A 20,980-nucleotide genomic window follows, 5' to 3' on the forward strand; every position below is an offset into this window, starting at 1 on the left:
TTCTGTTTGTTGTTATAATAATTACATACCTGAGTATATTCAAAAAAAAAGCTAGATTCTGAGGGTAGAATCTAGCTTTTTTAATTCATAACATTAATGTTTAATTTTTTATAATCTTCTCTCTAAAAACAACTTTATTATTTTCTGTTAAAGTGTAAATATAGATCCCAGATTTTAAATCACTTATCTGAATTACCGAAGTACTATTCTCCTGTCCTCCATTTACATCGACTGGTTTTCCTATCATACGACCATTAATATCATAAAGTCTTAATTTAAATTTCTTGTCTTCATTCGTTTTCACAAGAACATTAACAACATCTGTTGCTGGATTAGGATATGCTTTTACTGCAAACCCATTCTTAGTTTCAAAATCTATAGTACCTAAAGTAGATCCTTTTAATTCGAAGCGAGCAATTACCGGTCCGTGATCGGATGTTGTATTTACATAATTATTTATATCCGAACGTGGATCGTATACTGCAATAGAATTAGCAATGTATTCACTATTTAATTCATTTGATATCATAATGTGATCCAAAAACCCACCTGAACTCAAGAAACTAAAAGCTCCTGCTTTACTAATATCTAAAGTAAGTGCATTATAATTGGCAGTATCATCTACAAACATTTTATATGAAGAAGGATTAGGTGCAACAACAGATGCTTTTACATCATCATTAAAATCTCCTAAAATAATTAAATTAGAATTTGCATAATAACGATCTAGACTATCTTTTAATACTTGAGCATCATATTTACGCATATTATATTTATTGATATCACTTCCGCTATTAGCACGAGCATGAAGATCAACCAAATTAATTAGTTTTTCTACTCCACCAATATTTGTTTTTATTTGTACCATATAAGGTAAGCGCCCTGATGAGAAAAAGTTAGCATTGGTACCTGGATAATTTACTAAATTTTCGGTTCCAGCACGAAGTTTATCGTAAAAATCCTTAAACATTACACGCTCACTTGTAACCGTTGCTGTTTGAGTATTATAAATCACAACTAATTTTTGCGCAGGAAAATTAGGATCAGCTGCATTAAATGAATAAGACCAACTAGGCGAAGTTACTTTGCTAAATGTTTTACCACCTACACTTATTTGCTTAATTAATTCATCCATAGCATCGTCATTAGATACCTCTTGTACAGCGTAAACATCTGCATCTAGCTTAATCATTGTCTTTGCAACATTAGCTATTTGTAATGCATTATCTGTTGGTCCAAATTCTTTACCACTAGTATCTTTTGTATCTGTTCCAAAAAATTCAAGATTATAGGTTACAACATCAAAAGTATCAGCTTTTGGTAAAGAAGAACCTGTCAATATACCAATCTCTTTATTTAATGAAGTTCCCGTTACTGTTAATGTACCTGTAATTTTTAATGCTTTCGTAGAAGGTGTAAATCTCGCATATATTGTTTTCCCAGCCAATGCATCGGCTTCACTTACAAGAATGCTTGATGAAAAGCTAGAATCATTAAGAGATAGTAGATAATCTGCAGGAGCAGTAATAGTAACATCACCGTAACCGCCTGCTTTAAAAACAAAAGTTTTACTAGTAGAAACTGCATTCAGGCTCACATCTCCAAAATCTAAATTAGGATTTGAAGCTACAAATCCTAACTCATTTGTTATAGCTACATCATCAATTGTCCATTCAGCTGCATTACCAGTTCCTCCACCTATTGCAGTTTCGTAAACCCAAGCTACATAAGTCTGATCCGTTTTATATGCTTCTAAATCAATATATTGTGATTGTACATAAGCAGCTGTTGTTACAGGGAAATTACCCTCTAATTCTGTCCAAGTAGCAGTTTCAGGGCTACTTACCCCATCATAATTTGTAGAAACCATTAATTTTAAACTAGGCCCTGCAAAATATTTACGAGAATAAAATGATAATAATGGATATTTATCGAAACTATTTAAGCGTAATTTTGGTGAAATCAACCAATCTTTACTTGCACCGCTATCTGTATATCCATTCATCACTACAGCTCTTGGAGCTGAATTAGCATTTGTTGTTGTAGTTTCCCATTTCTTAATTGATCCAGCTACACTATAAGATGTCCAACCACTATTAGTAAAAATATTGATATCATTAAAATCCTGAGTATATGGATCAATTCCGATACCTGATACAGTTATTATTTTAGTAGTTGCACCAGTAGATACATGAGTAATTTGTCCTGTAAAACTATCAACTGCATTTGGTGTAAAACGCACATAAACTGTTTGCGTAGCATTTCCAGTAAAATCGGTTACATTATATGTAACTGAAGATTGAAAATTGACATTGTCTTTCGAAACTGTAAAATTAGCCGTTGCTGTAACTATTACTGGGGCGCTAAGATTAGAAGCCTGTATTTGATAACTTAAAGCTGATGAACTAAATTTTTGCTCAACAATTTCATCAAAATTAATTGCTGTACTTGTAGTGGTTATTCTTGGCGAAACAACTGCTGTAGTCGTAACATCTAATTTGTTTGCACTATTTTGTATATTTCCATATAGATCTTCAGAAATAGAGTAAAGACTATATGATGTATTCAATGTTAAACCTGTGATAGTTTTTGAATAAACCAACGCCTTATCAGTGATATTCAATACTCCTGATTGTAACGCAACTGTTCCACTTGCACTCAAACCACTTTTTACTTGCGTAGCTGTAGGTGTCGCATCGCTAGCTGGTACTAATACATAATATGTTTTTCCTATCTCATCTATTTGATTATGGAAATCAAACTCATTAGATGATATATTATCAACTTTTGGATAACCCGCTATATTTATAGGAGCTACATTATCACTTCTGATATCTATATTGTCGATTGCAAAAGAGGGACGCGAACCTCCTCCCCCATCTTGTCTGGATATCCATCGAATTTGAACTACTGGTTGATTATCACATTCAGCAGGCAAAGTCACTTTTATTAATTGTAGATTTTGAGAATCAGTAGTTGATGTTACTTGCGCTACATCATTATTTGAATAAACTGTTTGTAATAAAGATGTAAAAGCAGCGCTAGTACCAACACGATATTGCAAAACCATTTCATTAACACGATTAGATGTTGTTTGACCAGAAACAGTTCCATAAGGGTTACGAATTGTCATTGCATCATACTGAACCTGAACCCCTGATTCTCCAGTAGTATTAAATGCAAAACCGATAGTTAGATCTAATGAACCTGTATTAAGAAATCCAATTTTCCCATTATAGTTATGAATATTACCACTAGTAGTAGCAGCTGTGCTAGTTCCTTTTAATGTCGCTGTTAAAGCCCTATCGGCAACTGGAGTCGCATTTGTATTGTATGCTGCTCCTGGTAACGTACTAGCTGTCCAGCCTTGAAAACCATTCGGATAAGTAGTTACAGTATTCACTATACCGTCAAAATTTTGTGTATAAGGCAAGCTTTGGGGTGGAGGATTACTTCCTGCTTGTGCAAAAAGATTTACTGAAAAGCAATAAAAGAAACTTAAAAAAGCCATTAAATGGCGCAAAGAGTAGTGGTTTTTCATACGTTAAAAAATTAGTGTTTTTAGAGTTCAAATTTATTATCTTTAAAGTTAAGCGAATATTATAAAACTTTAAAGTTATTACTTGAAACTTTATAAATATTTAGCAACAAACAATATAATATTGATTGTTTTTTTTGGATATCTTCAATAATTTTTCAAGATAAGCAAATAATTCTTATTGTATATCACTTTAAATTTTAAGGACAAACTATCCAATTAGCCCAATAATGGTAAGGCTTTTCAAACAAAACAACACTTAATTATTTATGAATAATTTTATCATATATTGAAATTATAGAAATATATTTTATATTAATTTCAATATTAAAAACTAATCCACCGGAGATGTTCCTTAGAGAAGAATTTACATTCGTAAGTATAACCAACCCGAGCCAAAAAAATATAGCGTCTATTTTATAGTACTAATCCTAAAAAAAATACTGAAGAATAAACGATAAGTAATTAAATCTAATTTTAATTACTTACAGATATCGAAAATATAATTCTAAAAACAGATTACAAACATTCTTAATAAATAAAAAGAGCCAATAGCTAACTTAACAATTGACTCTCTTTTATCAAGATAAATTTGTATCATGCATATATGATAATTTTATTCATCTAACTTATTATTTCCTCGATTCTTACGATTATCGGGGTTTGAATTGGGATAACGATTAGGAGTGATATCCGAATTTCTATCTATATTCTCTACTGTTTTCTTAGCTTCTTTCTCTGTAGAAACTCCTCTACTAGAGCTTTCGCTATCGTCTAACTCAATTATTTTTTTAGCAGAAATAGTTACAGAACTTCCATCAACATTACGAGCTCGCTCAACTACTTTCTTATTTCCATCAGCATCAATTACTTCTTCTTTCTCTAATTTTGTAATGATAATTTTGGCTTTATGCGAAATATCCTTACCACTAAAATCTTCGTTATGTTCTTGCTTATTATTTATTTTTTTTGAACCTAAATCTTTACTTTCCATATCTTTAAATTTTAGTATTAATACTCTAATATTACGCATTTTAGAGTCTAAAAATTAGTCATTTAACAGAACATTTGGTTTATAAAATGATTTAGTGCTTTGAATTACTCTACAAAAAACCTATCTTGATTTAATCAAAAGTCATATTTTTTAGACACTTTTAGCAGCATATTTCTAAAGTCTAACCTAATCATTATCAAAACAGTAGTTATTTACACTGAAAATTACTTTTCAAAATTGTATTTTTATTAATAATTCTCACACTCCTAAAAATGACATATTATGAACTTCTTCAAAATCAAAACGAGTTGGTCAAACGCAGAGTTCATCATATTAAAACTTTGTATCGCTTCGGCATATATTTTAATCGGAACTTATTTACATGATTTTTTTAGCAATTATTATACTCCTTTAATTATCTTATTTGGCATTACAGTAATCTGGTCGGTTTATTTGTGGTTAAATAAAATGAAAAACTACAAGCAGGAACACCGATAAATTGGAATTACTTGTGAAACAAAACTATCTTTGCACAAAAATCACAGTATGTCACATCACCATTTTATTCTTTTTAAACCATATGGTTATTTAAGTCAGTTTATATATGAACTAAAAAGAAAGAAAAAACTATTGGGTGAATTATATAATTTCCCTGAACGTACAATGGCTATTGGCAGACTTGATGAAGATTCAGAAGGTTTGCTTTTGCTTACTACAGATGGAAAAGTAAGCGAACAAATAAGAAGCAAGAAAGTTGATAAAGAATACTATGTTCAGGTTGACGGAATTATCACTCCTGAAGCGATTAAAGAATTACAAAAAGGAGTTGAAATTGGTTTTGATGGCGGAAAATACATAACCAAACCTTGTTCTGCATTTATCGTCACCGAAGTTCCTGATTTTGGCCCTAGAGCAAAAAAAATCCGAGACGAACGACATGGACCTACTTCATGGGCATCAATTACGGTAAACGAAGGTAAATTTCGCCAAGTACGAAAAATGACTGCTGCCGTTGGATTTCCTACTTTGCGATTAGTACGTGTTCGTATAGGAAATGTATATTTGCAGGACTTAAAGGCTGGAGATGTTTTAGAAGTTTCCGATTTTAAATTAGATAATGTGTCAATTTGAGAATTAGATAATTATCTAATTCTTAATTAACCGAATAAACAAATTAACGATAATGCTAAATATTGTTCTTGTAGAACCCGAAATACCTAATAATACTGGAAACATTGGTCGCTTATGTGTTGGTACACAAAGCCGATTGCATTTAATTCATCCTTTTGGTTTTGTTATAAATGATAAAAACCTAAAACGTTCCGGACTCGATTATTGGGTTCATCTTGATGTAACCGAATACCAAAATGTAGCGGAATGGAAAGCTCAAATTCCAGACTTATCACGCGTTTTCCTAATGAGTTCTCATGCCGAGAAATCATATCTTGAAACTGATTTCCAAGATGGTGATTGGTTAGTTTTTGGTAAAGAAAGTGTCGGATTAAGTAAAGAGGTCTTAGAGCAGTTCGAAAATCATCTTACGATTCCGATGTCATCCTTAATCCGAAGTTTTAATATTGCAAACTCTGTTGCTTTTGTTGTTGGTGAAGCTAAGAGACAGATTGGATTAAAGGTTTAAATGATTATTTATTTAATCGTTTAATTGAATTCGATAGCAAATCTTACCTGTTTATTTCAACCTTGCAGGATAGCTCTCGTGATTCATAGCCCTGATAGTAGCGGCATCCTTTTATTTTTTTCCTTTAAAAAAATAAAAGATATAGCGGATAGCAAGATTAGCTCCTGAAAATCTAAGTAATTACAAACTTTCCTTTTTCGGCATCAAAAGTAATATGATCGTCTTTGAATAATGTGGCAAAACTTCCTGTTGCAATTAAGTTACAAGGTTCATCCTGTATAAAAGCTTCGGGTGTCATTATAATCATTTCGTCACTTAGCTGAATTGCCAAATCGATGTCATGCGTAGAAAACAAAATACATTTTCCCGTTTCATGTGTTAGTTTTTTCAATAATTTAAACAAAGCTACTTTGTGTAATAAATCTAGATGTGTTGTAGGTTCATCCAGAATAATAAGCGGCGTATCTTGTGCTAAGGCTCGTGCAATTAATACTTTTTGTAATTGTCCATCACTTATTTCATAATGCTTTTTATGAGCCAAATGGCTTATTTGGGTAAGCTCCAATGCCTCATTTACTTTAGTGATATCATAGTTTGTCAAAGTCCCAATCCAGTTTGTGTAAGGTTGGCGTCCTAAAGCCACTAACTCAAAAACAGATAAATTACTTGGCGGTAGTTTTTCGGTTAAAACAATGCTTAGATTCTGAGCTAAATCCAGTGATTTATATTCAAATATATTCTTATCATTTAGCAAAACTGTTCCTGATAATGGATGTTGAATCCCTGTAATTGTTCGTAATAAAGTCGATTTCCCTATTCCGTTAGCTCCAATTAAAGCAATAAGCTTACCTGGTTCTAAATTCAGATTTAAATTTTGAGCAATAGTCACACTCGTTTTATTGGTCTTGTAACCAATACTTAAGTTTGAAGTTTGGAGAATTGTTTTCATTGCGATTTTTTTAAACACGTAGAAACATAGGTTTCTTTCTTTTATTAAAGAATTTTAATTAAAATTTACTTGTAAATTAAAACATAGTAACAAGCCGATTACTGTTTTGGCAATAGACTAAAATATTCATTTACAAATGTTTTTTGACCATCTTTAAAAATATTAAAACAATTAAAATTGATTATAATTCCTTTTGGAGCTTTCAATAGTTTCATATAAGTTAAAAGTAGAGTAATCATTAATTCTTTAATTAAAACAAAAACTATGTTTCTATACATTAAAAAAACAAGATACTAAATATTTGTAAGTTTTTACTCAAAATTTCTTTTTCGAACTAATAACCAAATAACTACTGGTGCTCCAATTATAGATGTTATTGCATTAATAGGCAATGTCGTTTCTAATCCTGGTAATTGTGATGCAATGTCGCAAAACAGCATAATTATTCCTCCATAAAAAAGGGTACTCCAATATAAAACAGCGTGATTACTAGTTCTAAAGGTAAGCTTTGCAATATGCGGAACGGCTAGCCCTATAAAAGCAATTGGTCCTGCAAAGGCCGTAACACTTCCTGCCAAAATACTTGTGGCAAGAATAATTATAAATCTTGTTTTCTTAAAATTAAGTCCCATGCTTTTTGCATAATTCTCTCCCAGAAGCAATGCATTTAATGGTTTGATACTAAAAGCACTTAAAAGCAAGCCAAAACTAACACTTACTGCTAAAACAATAATCGAAGACCAGGAAAGATTCCCTAGACTCCCTAATGACCAAAAAGTGAATTTCTGTAATTGTTCTGCCGAACTAAAATAGGTTAAAACTCCAACAATCGCACTGGTAAAACTACCAAACATTAGCCCGACGATTAAAATAGCCATTGTATTACGCAACCGTTGTGATACTAATAAAACCAGTAATAAAACCGAAATACTACCTAATGTTGATGCTAATACAAGTCCGTAACTCGACAGCAAAATTCCTTGTAGAAATGAAGGCAATAAACCAGCTCCTAAAATTACAATCGCTACTGCTAATATTGCTCCGGAACTTAATCCTAAAACATCAGGACCTGCTAATGGATTTCTGAATAACGTTTGCATTAGCAATCCACTTATTGATAATCCTACACCTACTAATACCGCAGTAATTGCTTTGGGCAAACGGTAATTAATTATGATATATTCCCATGTTGATTTGCTTGCTTCTCCTCCTGTTAAACTAGTATAAACTTCTTTAAATGGAATGGTTATCGACCCTAAACTAATATCCAAAAAGAATAGTAACAAAAGGGCTAAACCGAGTATAAAAAACAAGATCGTATTTCGCTTTTGATTCGCCAATTGATATTAATTTAATTTAGATACAAATGTAAATTCATAACTAGGCAATAACTCAGGATGAAATATCTTGATGTAATCTTTAAGAACTAAATCTGGGCGGCTTGGTGCCAATTCATAATAAACTGTTCCCCCTGTTGCTCCAAATTTACTCTCGAAAGTATATACGTTTTTTGTTTTAAAAGCATCAAACTGGCTGTAATGTGGGTTGCTTTTTTCTAATTCTGATAATGATTTAAAAGAACCTGTTGCAATCCAGACTGAAGCTGTTTTGGCTTTGTCTAATATTTTCTCAAATGATAATCCCAGGCTTCCAGTTCCTTCAAGATTCGCCCATAAATAATCGGCTTTGGCATCGGCCATAAATTGCGCCACCCAACTATTTCCTTTGGCAACATACCATTGATCCATATACATTGAACCGTATAATACTGTTGAAGTTGCTTTCTTGGTTGCTACTAGTTTTTTAGCTTCGTTATAACTGGTTACGATTTTATCAAAAAGTTCTTTTGCTTGTGCTTCTTTGCCAAATAATGCTCCGTATAGCTTAATCCACTCCGCTTTCCCTAATGGGGATTGCTCCATCCAATCGGCTTGAATAAGTACTTTTAACCCGCTTTTTTGTAAATTATCTAACATCGGGTTGTTATTATCAACTCCAAAAGTGACAATTAAATTTGGTGATAATTCAATAAGTTGTTCGATATTTAATTTTTCGTTTTGACCAACATTCTTAACGGAACCTTTGTCAATTAATTTTCTGGTTTTTTCAGATGAAATATAGTCGGTATGCGGAAAACCTACCAAGTTATTTTCGACATCTAACATTTCTAAAAACGGAATATTAGTTGTTGATGTTACTACAATTGTTTGTAACGGAACCTGAATTGCAGTATAGCTTTTTAAACTATCTGGCACAACTCCATCTTTTTCTTTTAATACATACGTATAATCTTTTCCTGCATCTGGCCAAGGGTTTGTAACTTTTACAATAGTGTAACCTGTAAATTTATTGATAGATAGTCCCGAAGCATATTCGATACTATTTTGTCCTGTTTCGGCTTTTATTTCTGGAGTACTTTCGTTTTTCTTGCATCCTATTAATACTAAAAAAGAGAAAAGAAAAACAACTTTATATAATGATGGCTTCATATATTACGATTTGAATAGGGACAAAGGTAGCGCAATTTCTAAAATTCTTGTTTACTTTTAAACGTAAAAAATTGAACAAATAGTATCTTTACAGCATGAATGCTCTTAAAGTAAAAAATTGCTCTAGCTGCGGAACTGCATTTAATTGCGGTGATTCTCCCAATGGAAACAAATGTTGGTGTAACGACTTCCCTCCTATTTTTGTACCTTCGGAAGTTGTGGATTGTCTTTGTCCGAATTGTTTTAAAAATGCTTGCGCTGTAAAAATAGATGATTTTGTAAATACAATTACTCCTGAAATAGCAGTTGGTAATAAAGCTTCGGCTTTACCCAAAAACAATACACTTATTGAAGGAATAGATTATTATCTGGAAAATGGAAATTATGTTTTTAAAGAATGGTTTCACCTAAAAAGAGGAAGTTGTTGCGGAAATAATTGCAGACATTGCCCATATAAATAATTATGAGTTATAAATTATTGATTCATATTTCTAAAATTTGATTACTTTGATTGCGCTAGGGATAGTTACCATCTAGACATTAGTGTTCAAAAAGCAAACACGAATTGACACGAATTAGTTTGTGAACTAATTTAGCTTTTAAAATTAATGAAATTCGTATTCAAAATATATTCATAATATTTGTGCTCATTATAGTAGATAGGATAGCAAATACCACATCCAAGAATTAAAAATTAAAAATTAAAAAAATGGTTTACTTGATTACTGGTGGCGAACGTTCGGGGAAAAGTGGTTATGCACAAGAACTGGCTTTACAACTTACAAATGCGCCAATGTATGTGGCTACGGCTCGAAAATGGGACGAAGATTTCCAGAACCGAATAGACAGACACCAACAAGAACGTGACGAACGCTGGACGAATATTGAAAAGGAAAAATACTTGAGCGAAATTGATTTTTCGGGCAAAGTGGCTTTGATAGATTGTGTAACGCTTTGGTTAACAAACTTTTTTGTTGATACTAAAAACGATGTTGCATTATCTCTTGAAGAAGCTAAAGCTGAATTTTTAAAAATAGTCAATCAGCCAGAAGCAACTTTGATAATTGTCACTAACGAAATTGGAATGGGACTTCATGCTGACACACATGTAGGAAGAAAATTCACAGAATTACAAGGCTGGATGAATCAGTTTCTAGCTAAAAATGCCGATACTGTAGTTTTGATGGTTTCAGGAATTCCGGTTACTATAAAAGGAAAATAATAGCTGAGAGCTTTGGGCTTTGAGTCTCGAGTTTTGAACCTTAAAAAAGAAAAAAATATGAGTTATTTAGATGATATATTAAAATCACGCCGCGATACACGCCATTTTACAAATGATGAAGTTCCTGACGAAGTTATCCAGAAGGCTTTGCAGGCGGGACATTGGGCGCCTTCGGTGGGTTTAACAGATGCAACTAAATACTACATCATAAAATCGGATGAAGTTAAAAAAGCTATCAAAGATTTATTTTTGGATTATAATAAAAAAGCCGAATCATTAACGGATGACGAGGAGCAAAAAGAACGTTATAAATCCTTGAAACTAGAAGCTATTGAAGAAGCGCCTATTGGGATGATAATTGCTTATGATCGCTCGGTACTAAATAACTTTACTATAGGGACAGTTGGCAGTAATGAAGCTGTAAAATTCAGTTCGGTTTGCGCTGCGCAAAATATCTGGTTGTCACTTACTGAGCAAGGTTATGGAATGGGGTGGGTTTCTATTTTAAATTATTATCAGTTCAAGAAAATAATTGATTTACCCGAAAACATTGAGCCGCTTGGTTATTTCTGTATTGGAAAACCTGCAACAAATTATGATAATCAGCCAATGTTGCAACAATTGAACTGGAAACAGAAATCGGAAACTTATGAGTGTACCGAAATCAAAACCATAACTGAGAGCTTTGTTTCGAAAGTAGATTTTGAAAACAAACCTAAAGCTGAATCTTCAACTTCTTTTAGTGAAGCACTTCAACATAAAATCGACTCGAAAACTAAACCTCTTGGCGCTTTAGGTATTTTAGAAAAATTAGCATTCCAAATAGGAACTGTTTTTCAAACTCTAAATCCTGAGGTTATAAAACCTAATATAGTTGTTTTTGCAGCTGATCACGGCATTGCCAATCATGGTGTGAGTGCATATCCGCAAGACGTTACCCGACAAATGGTTGGCAATTTCCTTGCAGGTGGCGCAGCAATTAATGTGTTTTGTAAGCAAAATAAAATTGAACTTTCTATTGTAGATGCTGGTGTAAATTATGATTTCCCTACAAATGCGAATTTAATTAATGCTAAAATTGCCAGAGGAACTCAATCCTTTTTGCATGTTCCTGCAATGAGTGAAACCGAATTGCAATTGTGCTTTTTAAAAGGTTCTGAAATTGTAGATTCTATTGCAAAGACTGGAAGTAATTGCATTGGATTTGGCGAAATGGGAATCGGAAACACATCGACGGCTTCAGTTTTGATGAGTATTTTAACTGGTTTTTCTATTGAAGAATGTGTTGGAAAAGGAACTGGAGTTGATGATAAGAAACTAATCGAGAAGCAGGAAATCCTTAAAAAAGCTATCGAAAATTATTCTGGTCAAACCGAATTAAAAGAACAACTCGCCTATTTTGGAGGTTTTGAAATTATGCAAATGGCTGGTGGAATGTTAGCCGCTTACAAAAACAATATGCTTATTCTTATAGATGGCTTTATTTGTACTGTCGCTTTTTTAATTGCTTATAAAATAAATCCAAACATTAAGAAGAATGCAATTTTCTGTCATTCTTCGGCTGAACAAGCACATCAAAAACTATTAGATTATCTTGAAGCCAAATCGGTTTTGCAACTTGATTTACGCTTAGGCGAAGGAACGGGCTGCGCAATTGCTTTACCTATATTACAATCGGCTATTGCTTTCCTGAACGAAATGGCTACTTTTGAAAATTCTGGGGTAAGTAATAAATAGTGTTTTTTTAAATAAAATAAAATGCCATTTATAAAAGTATATATACATTTAATTTGGAGTACTAAAAATGGAATTGCCTATTTAGATTCAGTAGAATTGCGCCGAAAAGTTTGGCAACATATAAGAGATAATGCAAAAGAGAAAGGAATTTATATAGATTTCATAAATGGATATTCAGACCATTGTCATTGTCTTATTTCATTAGGTGTTTACCAAAACATCCAAAAAGTAATACAGTTACTAAAAGGAGAATCCTCATTTTGGATTAATAAAAATAAATTGACTAAAAAAAATTTGAATGGCAAGATGAATATTTTGCTATATCAGTTTCTGAGTCAATTGTCGATAAAGTAAGAGAGTATATTAAAAACCAAGAAATACATCATACTAAAAAAACATTTCAGGAAGAATATGAAGAATTTATTCTCAAATATGGTTTTCAGAAAATAAATAATAAATAAAGATTTGGCTAAAGCCAACAACGATAACAAATTTCATATCCTCCAGATAAATCTGGAGGCAATTCAATTTCTAACATCTTTAGATGATAATCAAATTGGCTTTAGCCAAATACTAAACAATTAATTTTTGAATGAAAAAGCAACTCCATATATTTTTTACTGCATTAATGTTCTACACAAGGATTCCTTGTCCTAAAAACATAGACCATAATCCTGATTATCTTAATAAAGCCAGTCGCTATTTTCCATTGATTGGTTGGATTGTTGGAGGAATTTCTTTTTTGGCATTTTATGGCGCTTCTTTTTTAGTTTCAACTGCAGCATCTGTAATTATAAGCATGATTGCTGGAATTTTAACCACAGGTGCTTTTCACGAGGATGGATTTGCTGATGTTTGCGATGGCTTTGGCGGAGGCTGGACCAAAGAAAAAATCCTATTGATAATGAAAGATAGTGCCATTGGTGCCTATGGAGCTATTGGTGTAGTACTGTTATTTTTATTGAAGTTTCAATTACTTTCAGAATTAGTAACGACAGAAACAATTACAAGTCAGCAACCAATATTGAACATTCTTCTGTTCTTTATCGCTGGACATTCCATAAGTCGTTTGGCAGCAATAAGCATTGTATTTACACATGAATATTCTCGTGAAGATGCTTCAAGCAAAAGTAAACCTATTGCAAAAAGTTTTAGTTGGAAAGAAGTTTTGGGTTCTTTCTTCTTTGGTTTATTACCTCTTCTAATCCTTTCTTGTTTTCAATATCAACTACTTTTAGTTATAATCCCTGTTTTTCTGGCGCGTTACTTTCTGGCACGTTATTTCCAAAAATGGATTGACGGTTATACTGGAGATTGTTTAGGCGCGACTCAACAAGTTTGCGAAGTTATATTTTACTTAAGTGTTATAGGCATATGGAAATTTATTTAGTCCGCCATACCGAAACTGTTTGCGAAAAAGGAATTTGCTACGGTCAAACCGATGTAAACATTGTAGAACCTTACGATTTGATATTTGAAAACATTGCACAACAATTACCACAAGATGCGTTGTTATATTCGAGTCCATTGAAACGTTGTGTACTACTCGCCAAACATATTCAGAAAAAAAACAAAATTTTAAATTACCAAGAAGACAAGCGGTTAATGGAAATGAATTTTGGCGATTGGGAAATGAAAAATTGGAACGAAATTTCTCATGAAGATTTAAATCCTTGGATGGAAGATTTCGTAAACATTCGTGTTCCAAACGGAGAATCTTTTATCGATTTACATGAAAGAGTCACTCATTTTATGAAAAACAAACTACTTACAAAAACTTCACAAAAGCTAATCATTGTGGCACATGCCGGAGTTATAAGAAGTATTTTATGCCTCTTAAATTCTCTTCCCTTAAAAGATGCTTTCCAAAACAAAGTCGATTTTGGACAAGTAATAAAAGTCGAAATCTAAATGAAATCAACTTTTGTTTTGTTTACAATTAGCGTTAAAAAATCAAACACAATTGATTTATAAGCTTTTTTAACTTTATATTTGCACCCACATTAAGGTTGTGTATATTTTTTAAACACATTAAAAGGGAATCAAGTAATTGAAGATTGAAAAATCAACATTCAAAAATCTTGAGCTGTACCCGCAACTGTAAACTTAGTTCCGTAAGGAATGCTTGTTGTTAACTACAAAACCACTGTTTTAGAACGGGAAGGTAAACAACAAGACGTAAGCCAGGAGACCTGCCTTTGTTAACAAATATCGAACTCTCGGGAAAAAGAGTTTAGAAATTATGACATTACAAAAATTTTACATCTGTTTTTCACTCCTAGTTTGCCAATTCATTTCGGCACAAAATGATACTATAACAAAATTAAAAGAAGTTGTAGTTTCGGATACTAATCTCAAGAAATACTCTGGTTCTCAATCGGTATTAAAACTCAATGACTCCATTATTAATAAAAATGAAGCATTACTTACTGATTTGTTAAACTTCAATTCTACTATATATTTCAAAGAATATGGTCGTGGAATGCTTTCGACAGTTGCTTTTAGAGGAACAACGGCTTCCCAAGCTGCTGTAATATGGAACGGTATCAATATCAATTCTCAGATGAACGGAAGTACCGATTTTAACACTATAGTGGGATCTGACTACAATTCGGTAAGTGTAAAAGCTGGTGGAGGAAGTGTTATTTACGGAAGTGGTGCTGTGGGAGGAACAGTACATCTAAACAATGATTTAAGTTTTTACAAAAGATTTGAAAATAATTTAAAGTTAGATTATGGAAGCTTTAATACTATTGGAATCAACTACAAAACAAATATTTCAAACGAAAAGTGGAGCGCACAAATTGGATTTTCCAAAAATAGCTCAACCAATGATTACAAATATATAAACCAATACAATTGGAAAGGCGAACAACGCTGGAACCAAAATGGGCAATATGCCATTATTACGATGAGCGCAAATGTTGGCTATAAATTCGATGCTAAGAATAGCCTTAAATTATACAGCCAAACATCTAATACTGATAGAAATACTTCTTTAGTTTCTGAATCAGAAACCAAATCAAAATACATCAATAATTTCAGTCGCAATTTAATAGAATACGATGGTGATTTTGGCAGATTCACAAGTAACTTTAAAACTGCTTTTATTACCGAGAAATATCAATATTTTGAAGATAATTCCAAAAACAACTATAGCCACGGAAAAACAGAAAGCCTAATTACTAAAGCCGACTTAGGATACACTCTTTTTAAATCAACTCAAGTAAACACTATTCTAGATTATAATAGAACCAAAGGTTACGGAACAGGTTTTGGAGATCACATGAGAGAAATTAGCTCTGCTGCCTTAATGATAAAACAAGATTTTTATGGAAATTGGAAAAATGAGTTAGGCATCCGAAAAGAGTTTACAAATAATTACAAATCTCCTATTTTATTCTCTTTAGGATCATCTTATCAATTTAGTAAATTATATAATCTGAAATTAAATTTATCTCGAAATTTCAGAATTCCAACGTTTAATGATTTGTATTGGGAAGAAGGAGGAAATCCTGATTTAAAACCAGAGAACTCCTATCAAGCCGAAATTGGAAATGTTTTTACATACAAAAACATCTCGCTTACCCAAACTTTTTATTACATGAAAATAAAAGACTTATTACGATGGGTGCCTAGTGACAATGGCATTTGGATACCTCAAAACACCGACAAAGTAAATAGTTACGGGGCTGAAACCTTATTAAGTTGGAAAAAACATTTTGGCAAAAATTATTTTAATGTCAATGCGACTTATGCTTATACCGTTTCAGAAAATGACGAAACCAAAAAGCAATTATTCTTTGTTCCTTTTAATAAAGTTACAGGAGCAATTTCATATTACAGAAATAAGTTCTCAGCCAATTATCAATTTTTATACAATGATTTTGTTTATACACAATCCGATAATGACCCAAAAAATATAATTCCTGCTTACACCGTTTCAAACATAGGTATAGACTATGACTTCAAACTTTTATCCTCTTTTAAAATAGGTTTCCAAGTTTTAAATGTCTGGAACAAAGAATATAAAAGCCTCGAATTTAGACCAATGCCTGGAAGAAATTATAATTTGTACATAAACCTTAAATTTTAATATAATGAAACTAACTAGATTATTTTTATTAGCATTAAGCATTTCGCTTTTTGCTTCTTGCTCTAATGATGATAATGACAACAATGACGATGGTCCAAAAGGAGCTTATGAAGATGGTGTTTTTATCTTAAATGAAGGAAATGATATCAGTGGTGGTTCTGTGTCTTTTATCAATGAAGACTTAAATACAAACACTTTTGTTAAAGATGTTTACGGACCAACAAATGGCAATGACTATATCGGAAAGTATCTTCAAAATATCTTTTTTGATAATGACAAGGCCTACATTATTTCTGGTGGTACCAATGTAATCAACGTAGTAAACCGATATACTTTTAAATTAATAGCCAAGATTGAAACTGGTCTTATTAAGCCTAGATATGGTGTTGTAATAGACGGAAAAGCATACGTTACTAATGCAAACACTTACTGGAGCAAAACAAACCCAGTGGGGAATACAGATGATTTTGTCGCTGTAATTAACTTATCTACAAATAAGGTAGAAAGTACAATTCCTTTAGACGGAACTGCTAACCGTATTGAACTTACAAACAATAAACTTTACATAACTGAGCCTTATAATAGTGATAAATTAGTTATCATTAATCCAAGTACAAACAAAATAGAAACTAAAGTGACTATTGGTTTTGGTGGAGATTCAATGGAAACCAAAGATGGTACTTTATATATTATCAGAACTCCATACGGAGACAGAAGCGAAATTGCAAAAGTAAAATTATCAGATAACACCATCACTAAAATAACTTTTCCTGAATCTCTTGACGGTGCTAAAAACTTAGACATCTACAACAACAAAATATATTATACTGCCAATACTGCTGTTTATGCAATAGATTATACTGCTACAACAGCTTCTACTATTCCACTTTTCGAATATTCATCAACTTCTGCATATGGAAAAATGTATGGTTTTGCTGTGAAAAATGACAGAATTTATATTTCTGATGGAGGTGATTTTGCTTCAAATAGCAAGGCTTATATCTACAACTTAAGCGGTACTTTACAAAAAGAATTAACTGTTGGTATAGGACCAAACGGCTTTTACTTTAATGATTAATTAAAACTACCTCCCTCTTTTACTTTATTAAAAAGGCTTTCATAATTGTATTTCCCTTTTGGGTCAGTTTACAATTATGAAAGCCTTTTCAAATAGTCCTGTTTATCTATCCTATCTATCTTGCAACGCTCTCAAAAGTCCTTCAGGAGCTTTATCCAAATACATTTGATTTCGAATACCATCTATTGACTTTGAATCGGTAAAATATTCAAACACTTTACCCTCTTTAGGCTGAATCATTTTACCCGTTCCTGTAATTTTAGAAACTGCAGTACTCAATAACGGTTCAGTAGTATAATCTCCTAAAACTCCTAACGCATTTATAGATTCTAATACACTATATGTTGGTGTTAATCCGTTAGTGTATTCTCCAAAGCCTACTGAGTTAACAATCTTCAATACAATTGGCTGCATAGCATATTTATGACTTGGATTTCTATTGGTTTTACCAAAAGTAGGAGAGTCATAAAGAGTAACTGATCCCACATTTTTACCTATAGTAACATCTCCTATTTGCACTACATCAATGTATGGTTTTAAGCCATTAATAACCAGCTCACTTGCCGAAGCTGTACTTTTAGTCGTTAATATATATACCCGTGTTAAATTCAAACTATTTAAAACAACCCCATTAAATTTATCTACAAAATTATTATTCAATAATTCCGGATCTTCGCTTTCAAAATATTTATTGAGTTTACTATTCCATTTTTGCTTAGAGAAAACCTTATTAGTAAACTGTCCTGTAATCATACTTGCTAATCGGGTTGCGGTTTGTACAGAACCTCCCCCATTATATCGCAAATCAAGCACTAAATCGGTAATACCTTTGCCTTTAAGTTCTCCAAATGCAGCATTTAATTGATCATCATAGTTACCATAAAAACCATTATACATCAAATAGCCTATTTTACGGCCATTTTTCTCTATCACTTTATTAATGTAAATGGGATTTTCATCCAAAACTGATTTAGTAAGCGTAATCGATTTGCCATTTGGAACAAATGTCGTTCCATTATAATCCGTTAGATTTATAGTATAACTATCTGACGCAAGCAGTGTTCTATAATTAGAATAAGTGATTTGCGTTCCGTTAATACCATAAAATAAATCTCCACGCTTCACTCCTTTGTTTGCAGCATCAGAATTAGGTAGAATATAACGTACAAAGCCAATCAAATCATTAGAACCTTGTGATTTTGGACTTAATTTAAAATCAATTCCGTTATTTTTTGATGTCCCCTGAAGCTCTTGTTCTAATAACGTATAATCATCTACAATCCAGCTAAATCTATCTATTGACGGATCTACACGCAAAGAATTAAATAAAGTTTCAGGATCTGGATATCCTCTTAAAAAAGAGTTCAATTGTTCTTGAGTTGCAAAACGATCATCAGCTAAATTTGGAACATCACCTTGCCATAAATAATACTGATTCAATCCTTTCCATATAAAATCCTGTACTTGTAAACTCTTAGGAGCAGCCACATCATCTTGATCTTGACAGGCTTGGAAGCAGAATATAGCTAAAAATAATAATATTGCGGTTCTAAATATTGTCTTCATAATATAGGTATCAATGTAATATTAACGTAAAAATACTACCTTTAGTTTTATTTAATGCACATTTGTAACAAAAATAATTCTGTTTCGTCTTGATAATATAAGCGAACCTAAAATTTGTCATTTTTATGAATCAAATCGTTTTCATTCAGTTAGTAAATCCTTTTAAAGACAAAGTGTTTCGTCTGGCTAAACGATTGCTCACAAGCACAGAAGAAGCTGAAGATGCTTCACAAGAGATTTTAGTAAAACTATGGAATAAAAAAGAAACTTTAGACACTTACAATAATATTGAAGCTCTTGCCATGACAATGACCAAAAATTATTGCTTGGATCAATTAAAATCAAAACGAGCCGATAATATCACTCTTGTACACACAAATTACAAAGACAGAGAACCACAATTAGATCAAAAAATTGAAGATAGTAATAGTTTAGAATGGGTAGAAAAAATAATGAATCAGTTACCAGAACAGCAACAAATTTTAATTCAGTTACGAGATGTCGAACAATATGAGTTTGAAGAAATCGCTAAAATAGTTAACATGAACGAAACCGCTATTCGTGTAGCGCTTTCAAGAGCTAGAAAAAAAATAAAAGAATCTATGCTTAATACACATCAATATGGAATCAGATAGAATAGAAATAATATTAGAAAAATACTTTCAGGGAGAAAGCACTATTGCCGAAGAAATGGAGCTAAAAAACTACTTTTCTTCTTCGAATGTTGCGCAGCATTTAGAACAATACAAACCACTTTTTGGTTATTTCTCTCAAGTAAAAGAACAACGTTTAACGCAAGAAATTCCACTACAAACTAAAAAACGTAATGTAGCGTGGTTATCAATTGCTGCTTCGGCTGTCCTTTTACTAGGAATAGGTTCTTATTTTTACCTCAACAACACAAATAATACAACTCCTGTTGTTGCGAAATCAGAATTAGGAACTTATGACTCTCCAGAAGAAGCTTTAGCTGCAACGCAAAAAGCCCTGGCTATGGTGTCACACAATGTTAATACTGGTATAGAAAGTGTCCAGTATATTAAAGAATACGAACAATCAAAAAACTTAATTTTCAAACAAAATAAAATTAGATAAAATGAAATCAACAATTCACGAAAACAGAAAAAATAACAGAAGTAGTTTTAGTAAAAATTTCATAATGACACTAGTTTTCGCTTTTGTTAGTCATGCTTTTTACGCACAAGGAGCTTTCGACAAATACGATGGACAAGACGATGTAACTTCTGTAATTGTAAACAAAAAAATGTTTGACTTAATGAGCAAGGTAAAAGTTGACGCTTCTGATAAAGATACACAACAATACTTAAATCTTATTAAAAAATTAGACAACCTAAAAGTATTTACCACACAAAATGCCAGAGTTGAAGCAGAAATGAAACTTACTGCCGATAAATACATAAAAACCGCAGGATTAGAAGAATTAATGCGTGTAAATGACAGTGGAAGAAACGTGAAAATTTATGTAAAATCTGGATCAAGTGCCACTCAAATAAAAGAGCTATTCATGTTTATCGATTCAGGTAAAAATGAAGATACCGTTTTACTATCCCTAACTGGTAATTTCGATTTAAACGAAATCTCAGTACTTACTGATAAAATGAAACTACCAGGAGGATCCGATTTAAAAAAAGCATCTAAAGGAAAAAAATAA

At 32.2% G+C, this 20,980-nt stretch carries 19 protein-coding genes, 1 pseudogene and 1 riboswitch; of the genes and pseudogenes, 14 read left to right on the plus strand and 6 right to left on the minus strand.

The window, feature by feature from the left end; all coding sequences use genetic code 11:
• Positions 1 to 100 precede the first annotated feature (100 nt).
• Positions 101 to 3,541, minus strand: a complete 3,441-nt coding sequence (locus IUY40_RS02295; RefSeq protein WP_195735281.1) for a choice-of-anchor J domain-containing protein — start codon at positions 3,539 to 3,541, stop codon at positions 101 to 103.
• Between the two features lie 613 nt (positions 3,542 to 4,154).
• On the minus strand, positions 4,155 to 4,532 hold the full coding sequence (locus tag IUY40_RS02300) for a hypothetical protein (RefSeq protein ID WP_195735282.1): 378 nt from the start codon (positions 4,530 to 4,532) through the stop codon (positions 4,155 to 4,157).
• A gap of 282 nt (positions 4,533 to 4,814) precedes the next feature.
• Between IUY40_RS02300 and IUY40_RS02305 the strand changes: the two genes are divergently transcribed.
• Genes IUY40_RS02305 through IUY40_RS02315 form a run of 3 tightly spaced genes read left to right on the plus strand, consistent with a single transcriptional unit; the run spans position 4,815 to position 6,171 of the window.
• Positions 4,815 to 5,030, plus strand: coding sequence for a hypothetical protein (locus IUY40_RS02305; protein WP_195735283.1), 216 nt, complete (start codon positions 4,815 to 4,817; stop codon positions 5,028 to 5,030).
• A gap of 48 nt (positions 5,031 to 5,078) precedes the next feature.
• Positions 5,079 to 5,663, plus strand: coding sequence for a pseudouridine synthase (locus IUY40_RS02310; RefSeq protein WP_195735284.1), 585 nt, complete (start codon positions 5,079 to 5,081; stop codon positions 5,661 to 5,663).
• Positions 5,664 to 5,715: 52 nt separating this feature from the next.
• Positions 5,716 to 6,171, plus strand: coding sequence for a tRNA (cytidine(34)-2'-O)-methyltransferase (locus tag IUY40_RS02315; protein ID WP_195735285.1), 456 nt, complete (start codon positions 5,716 to 5,718; stop codon positions 6,169 to 6,171).
• A gap of 172 nt (positions 6,172 to 6,343) precedes the next feature.
• Here IUY40_RS02315 and IUY40_RS02320 read toward each other — a convergent pair whose 3' ends face one another.
• The 3 genes from IUY40_RS02320 to IUY40_RS02330 all read right to left on the minus strand — a co-directional run bounded on the left by IUY40_RS02320 (position 6,344) and on the right by IUY40_RS02330 (position 9,609).
• The gene (locus IUY40_RS02320; protein WP_195735286.1) at positions 6,344 to 7,120 is read right to left on the minus strand and encodes an ABC transporter ATP-binding protein; all 777 of its coding nucleotides are present in this window, start codon (positions 7,118 to 7,120) and stop codon (positions 6,344 to 6,346) included.
• 311 nt (positions 7,121 to 7,431) lie between these two features.
• Complete coding sequence (locus IUY40_RS02325; protein ID WP_195735287.1) at positions 7,432 to 8,460, minus strand: iron ABC transporter permease; 1,029 nt, start codon at positions 8,458 to 8,460, stop codon at positions 7,432 to 7,434.
• Positions 8,461 to 8,466: 6 nt separating this feature from the next.
• Positions 8,467 to 9,609: an ABC transporter substrate-binding protein gene (locus IUY40_RS02330; protein ID WP_195735288.1), complete on the minus strand. Its 1,143-nt coding sequence runs from the start codon at positions 9,607 to 9,609 to the stop codon at positions 8,467 to 8,469.
• A 95-nt stretch (positions 9,610 to 9,704) separates the two neighbouring features.
• On the opposite strand from IUY40_RS02330, the gene IUY40_RS02335 reads away from it, so the two are divergent.
• From IUY40_RS02335 to IUY40_RS02370, 8 genes and pseudogenes are all read left to right on the plus strand, one after another.
• Entirely contained in the window at positions 9,705 to 10,070 is a 366-nt protein-coding gene (locus tag IUY40_RS02335; RefSeq protein WP_195735289.1) for a DUF5522 domain-containing protein, read from the plus strand.
• Positions 10,071 to 10,318: 248 nt separating this feature from the next.
• Positions 10,319 to 10,831 (plus strand): bifunctional adenosylcobinamide kinase/adenosylcobinamide-phosphate guanylyltransferase, encoded by a 513-nt coding sequence (cobU, locus tag IUY40_RS02340; RefSeq protein ID WP_195735290.1) that lies wholly within the window; start codon positions 10,319 to 10,321, stop codon positions 10,829 to 10,831.
• 57 nt (positions 10,832 to 10,888) lie between these two features.
• Positions 10,889 to 12,568 (plus strand): nicotinate-nucleotide--dimethylbenzimidazole phosphoribosyltransferase, encoded by a 1,680-nt coding sequence (gene cobT / locus IUY40_RS02345; RefSeq protein WP_195735291.1) that lies wholly within the window; start codon positions 10,889 to 10,891, stop codon positions 12,566 to 12,568.
• A gap of 21 nt (positions 12,569 to 12,589) precedes the next feature.
• Positions 12,590 to 13,029: pseudogene (locus IUY40_RS02350) on the plus strand (transposase).
• A 131-nt stretch (positions 13,030 to 13,160) separates the two neighbouring features.
• A complete protein-coding gene (locus IUY40_RS02355; RefSeq protein WP_195735292.1) occupies positions 13,161 to 13,958 on the plus strand; it encodes an adenosylcobinamide-GDP ribazoletransferase in 798 nt (265 codons plus the stop codon).
• Complete coding sequence (gene cobC / locus IUY40_RS02360; RefSeq protein WP_195735293.1) at positions 13,943 to 14,479, plus strand: alpha-ribazole phosphatase; 537 nt, start codon at positions 13,943 to 13,945, stop codon at positions 14,477 to 14,479. The genes IUY40_RS02355 and cobC overlap by 16 nt, the downstream gene beginning before the upstream one ends.
• Positions 14,480 to 14,557: 78 nt before the next feature.
• Positions 14,558 to 14,783, plus strand: a riboswitch (cobalamin riboswitch).
• Between the two features lie 27 nt (positions 14,784 to 14,810).
• The gene (locus tag IUY40_RS02365; RefSeq protein WP_195735294.1) at positions 14,811 to 16,664 is read left to right on the plus strand and encodes a TonB-dependent receptor; all 1,854 of its coding nucleotides are present in this window, start codon (positions 14,811 to 14,813) and stop codon (positions 16,662 to 16,664) included.
• Between the two features lie 4 nt (positions 16,665 to 16,668).
• Positions 16,669 to 17,742: a DUF5074 domain-containing protein gene (locus tag IUY40_RS02370; protein ID WP_195735295.1), complete on the plus strand. Its 1,074-nt coding sequence runs from the start codon at positions 16,669 to 16,671 to the stop codon at positions 17,740 to 17,742.
• Positions 17,743 to 17,853: 111 nt separating this feature from the next.
• Here the strand turns inward: IUY40_RS02370 and IUY40_RS02375 are convergent, their stop codons facing one another.
• On the minus strand, positions 17,854 to 19,308 hold the full coding sequence (locus IUY40_RS02375) for a S41 family peptidase (RefSeq protein ID WP_195735296.1): 1,455 nt from the start codon (positions 19,306 to 19,308) through the stop codon (positions 17,854 to 17,856).
• Positions 19,309 to 19,433: 125 nt separating this feature from the next.
• Here IUY40_RS02375 and IUY40_RS02380 point away from each other — a divergent pair, with 125 nt between their 5' ends.
• From IUY40_RS02380 to IUY40_RS02390, 3 genes are read left to right on the plus strand one after another with little or no spacing between them, the layout of a single operon-like run.
• Positions 19,434 to 19,943: a sigma-70 family RNA polymerase sigma factor gene (locus tag IUY40_RS02380; protein ID WP_195735297.1), complete on the plus strand. Its 510-nt coding sequence runs from the start codon at positions 19,434 to 19,436 to the stop codon at positions 19,941 to 19,943.
• Complete coding sequence (locus tag IUY40_RS02385) at positions 19,930 to 20,403, plus strand: hypothetical protein (protein ID WP_195735298.1); 474 nt, start codon at positions 19,930 to 19,932, stop codon at positions 20,401 to 20,403. The genes IUY40_RS02380 and IUY40_RS02385 overlap by 14 nt, the downstream gene beginning before the upstream one ends.
• Before the next feature lies 1 nt (position 20,404).
• Positions 20,405 to 20,980, plus strand: a complete 576-nt coding sequence (locus IUY40_RS02390; protein WP_195735299.1) for a DUF4252 domain-containing protein — start codon at positions 20,405 to 20,407, stop codon at positions 20,978 to 20,980.

It is taken from the genome of Flavobacterium sp. ALJ2, from assembly GCF_015594725.1.
Taxonomy (GTDB): Bacteria; Bacteroidota; Bacteroidia; order Flavobacteriales; family Flavobacteriaceae; genus Flavobacterium.

Bases quoted from the DNA above. Each gene is read 5' to 3' on its own strand.
- IUY40_RS02365 (WP_195735294.1), top strand. From the start codon at position 14,811: ATGACATTACAAAAATTTTACATCTGTTTTTCACTCCTAGTTTGCCAA.
- IUY40_RS02330 (WP_195735288.1), bottom strand. From the start codon at position 9,609: ATGAAGCCATCATTATATAAAGTTGTTTTTCTTTTCTCTTTTTTAGTA.
- cobC (WP_195735293.1), top strand. From the start codon at position 13,943: ATGGAAATTTATTTAGTCCGCCATACCGAAACTGTTTGCGAAAAAGGA.
- cobU (WP_195735290.1), top strand. From the start codon at position 10,319: ATGGTTTACTTGATTACTGGTGGCGAACGTTCGGGGAAAAGTGGTTAT.
- IUY40_RS02310 (WP_195735284.1), top strand. From the start codon at position 5,079: ATGTCACATCACCATTTTATTCTTTTTAAACCATATGGTTATTTAAGT.
- cobT (WP_195735291.1), top strand. From the start codon at position 10,889: ATGAGTTATTTAGATGATATATTAAAATCACGCCGCGATACACGCCAT.
- IUY40_RS02370 (WP_195735295.1), top strand. From the start codon at position 16,669: ATGAAACTAACTAGATTATTTTTATTAGCATTAAGCATTTCGCTTTTT.
- IUY40_RS02300 (WP_195735282.1), bottom strand. From the start codon at position 4,532: ATGGAAAGTAAAGATTTAGGTTCAAAAAAAATAAATAATAAGCAAGAA.
- IUY40_RS02355 (WP_195735292.1), top strand. From the start codon at position 13,161: ATGAAAAAGCAACTCCATATATTTTTTACTGCATTAATGTTCTACACA.
- IUY40_RS02315 (WP_195735285.1), top strand. From the start codon at position 5,716: ATGCTAAATATTGTTCTTGTAGAACCCGAAATACCTAATAATACTGGA.
- IUY40_RS02295 (WP_195735281.1), bottom strand. From the start codon at position 3,541: ATGAAAAACCACTACTCTTTGCGCCATTTAATGGCTTTTTTAAGTTTC.
- IUY40_RS02305 (WP_195735283.1), top strand. From the start codon at position 4,815: ATGAACTTCTTCAAAATCAAAACGAGTTGGTCAAACGCAGAGTTCATC.
- IUY40_RS02390 (WP_195735299.1), top strand. From the start codon at position 20,405: ATGAAATCAACAATTCACGAAAACAGAAAAAATAACAGAAGTAGTTTT.
- IUY40_RS02385 (WP_195735298.1), top strand. From the start codon at position 19,930: ATGGAATCAGATAGAATAGAAATAATATTAGAAAAATACTTTCAGGGA.
- IUY40_RS02375 (WP_195735296.1), bottom strand. From the start codon at position 19,308: ATGAAGACAATATTTAGAACCGCAATATTATTATTTTTAGCTATATTC.
- IUY40_RS02320 (WP_195735286.1), bottom strand. From the start codon at position 7,120: ATGAAAACAATTCTCCAAACTTCAAACTTAAGTATTGGTTACAAGACC.
- IUY40_RS02335 (WP_195735289.1), top strand. From the start codon at position 9,705: ATGAATGCTCTTAAAGTAAAAAATTGCTCTAGCTGCGGAACTGCATTT.
- IUY40_RS02380 (WP_195735297.1), top strand. From the start codon at position 19,434: ATGAATCAAATCGTTTTCATTCAGTTAGTAAATCCTTTTAAAGACAAA.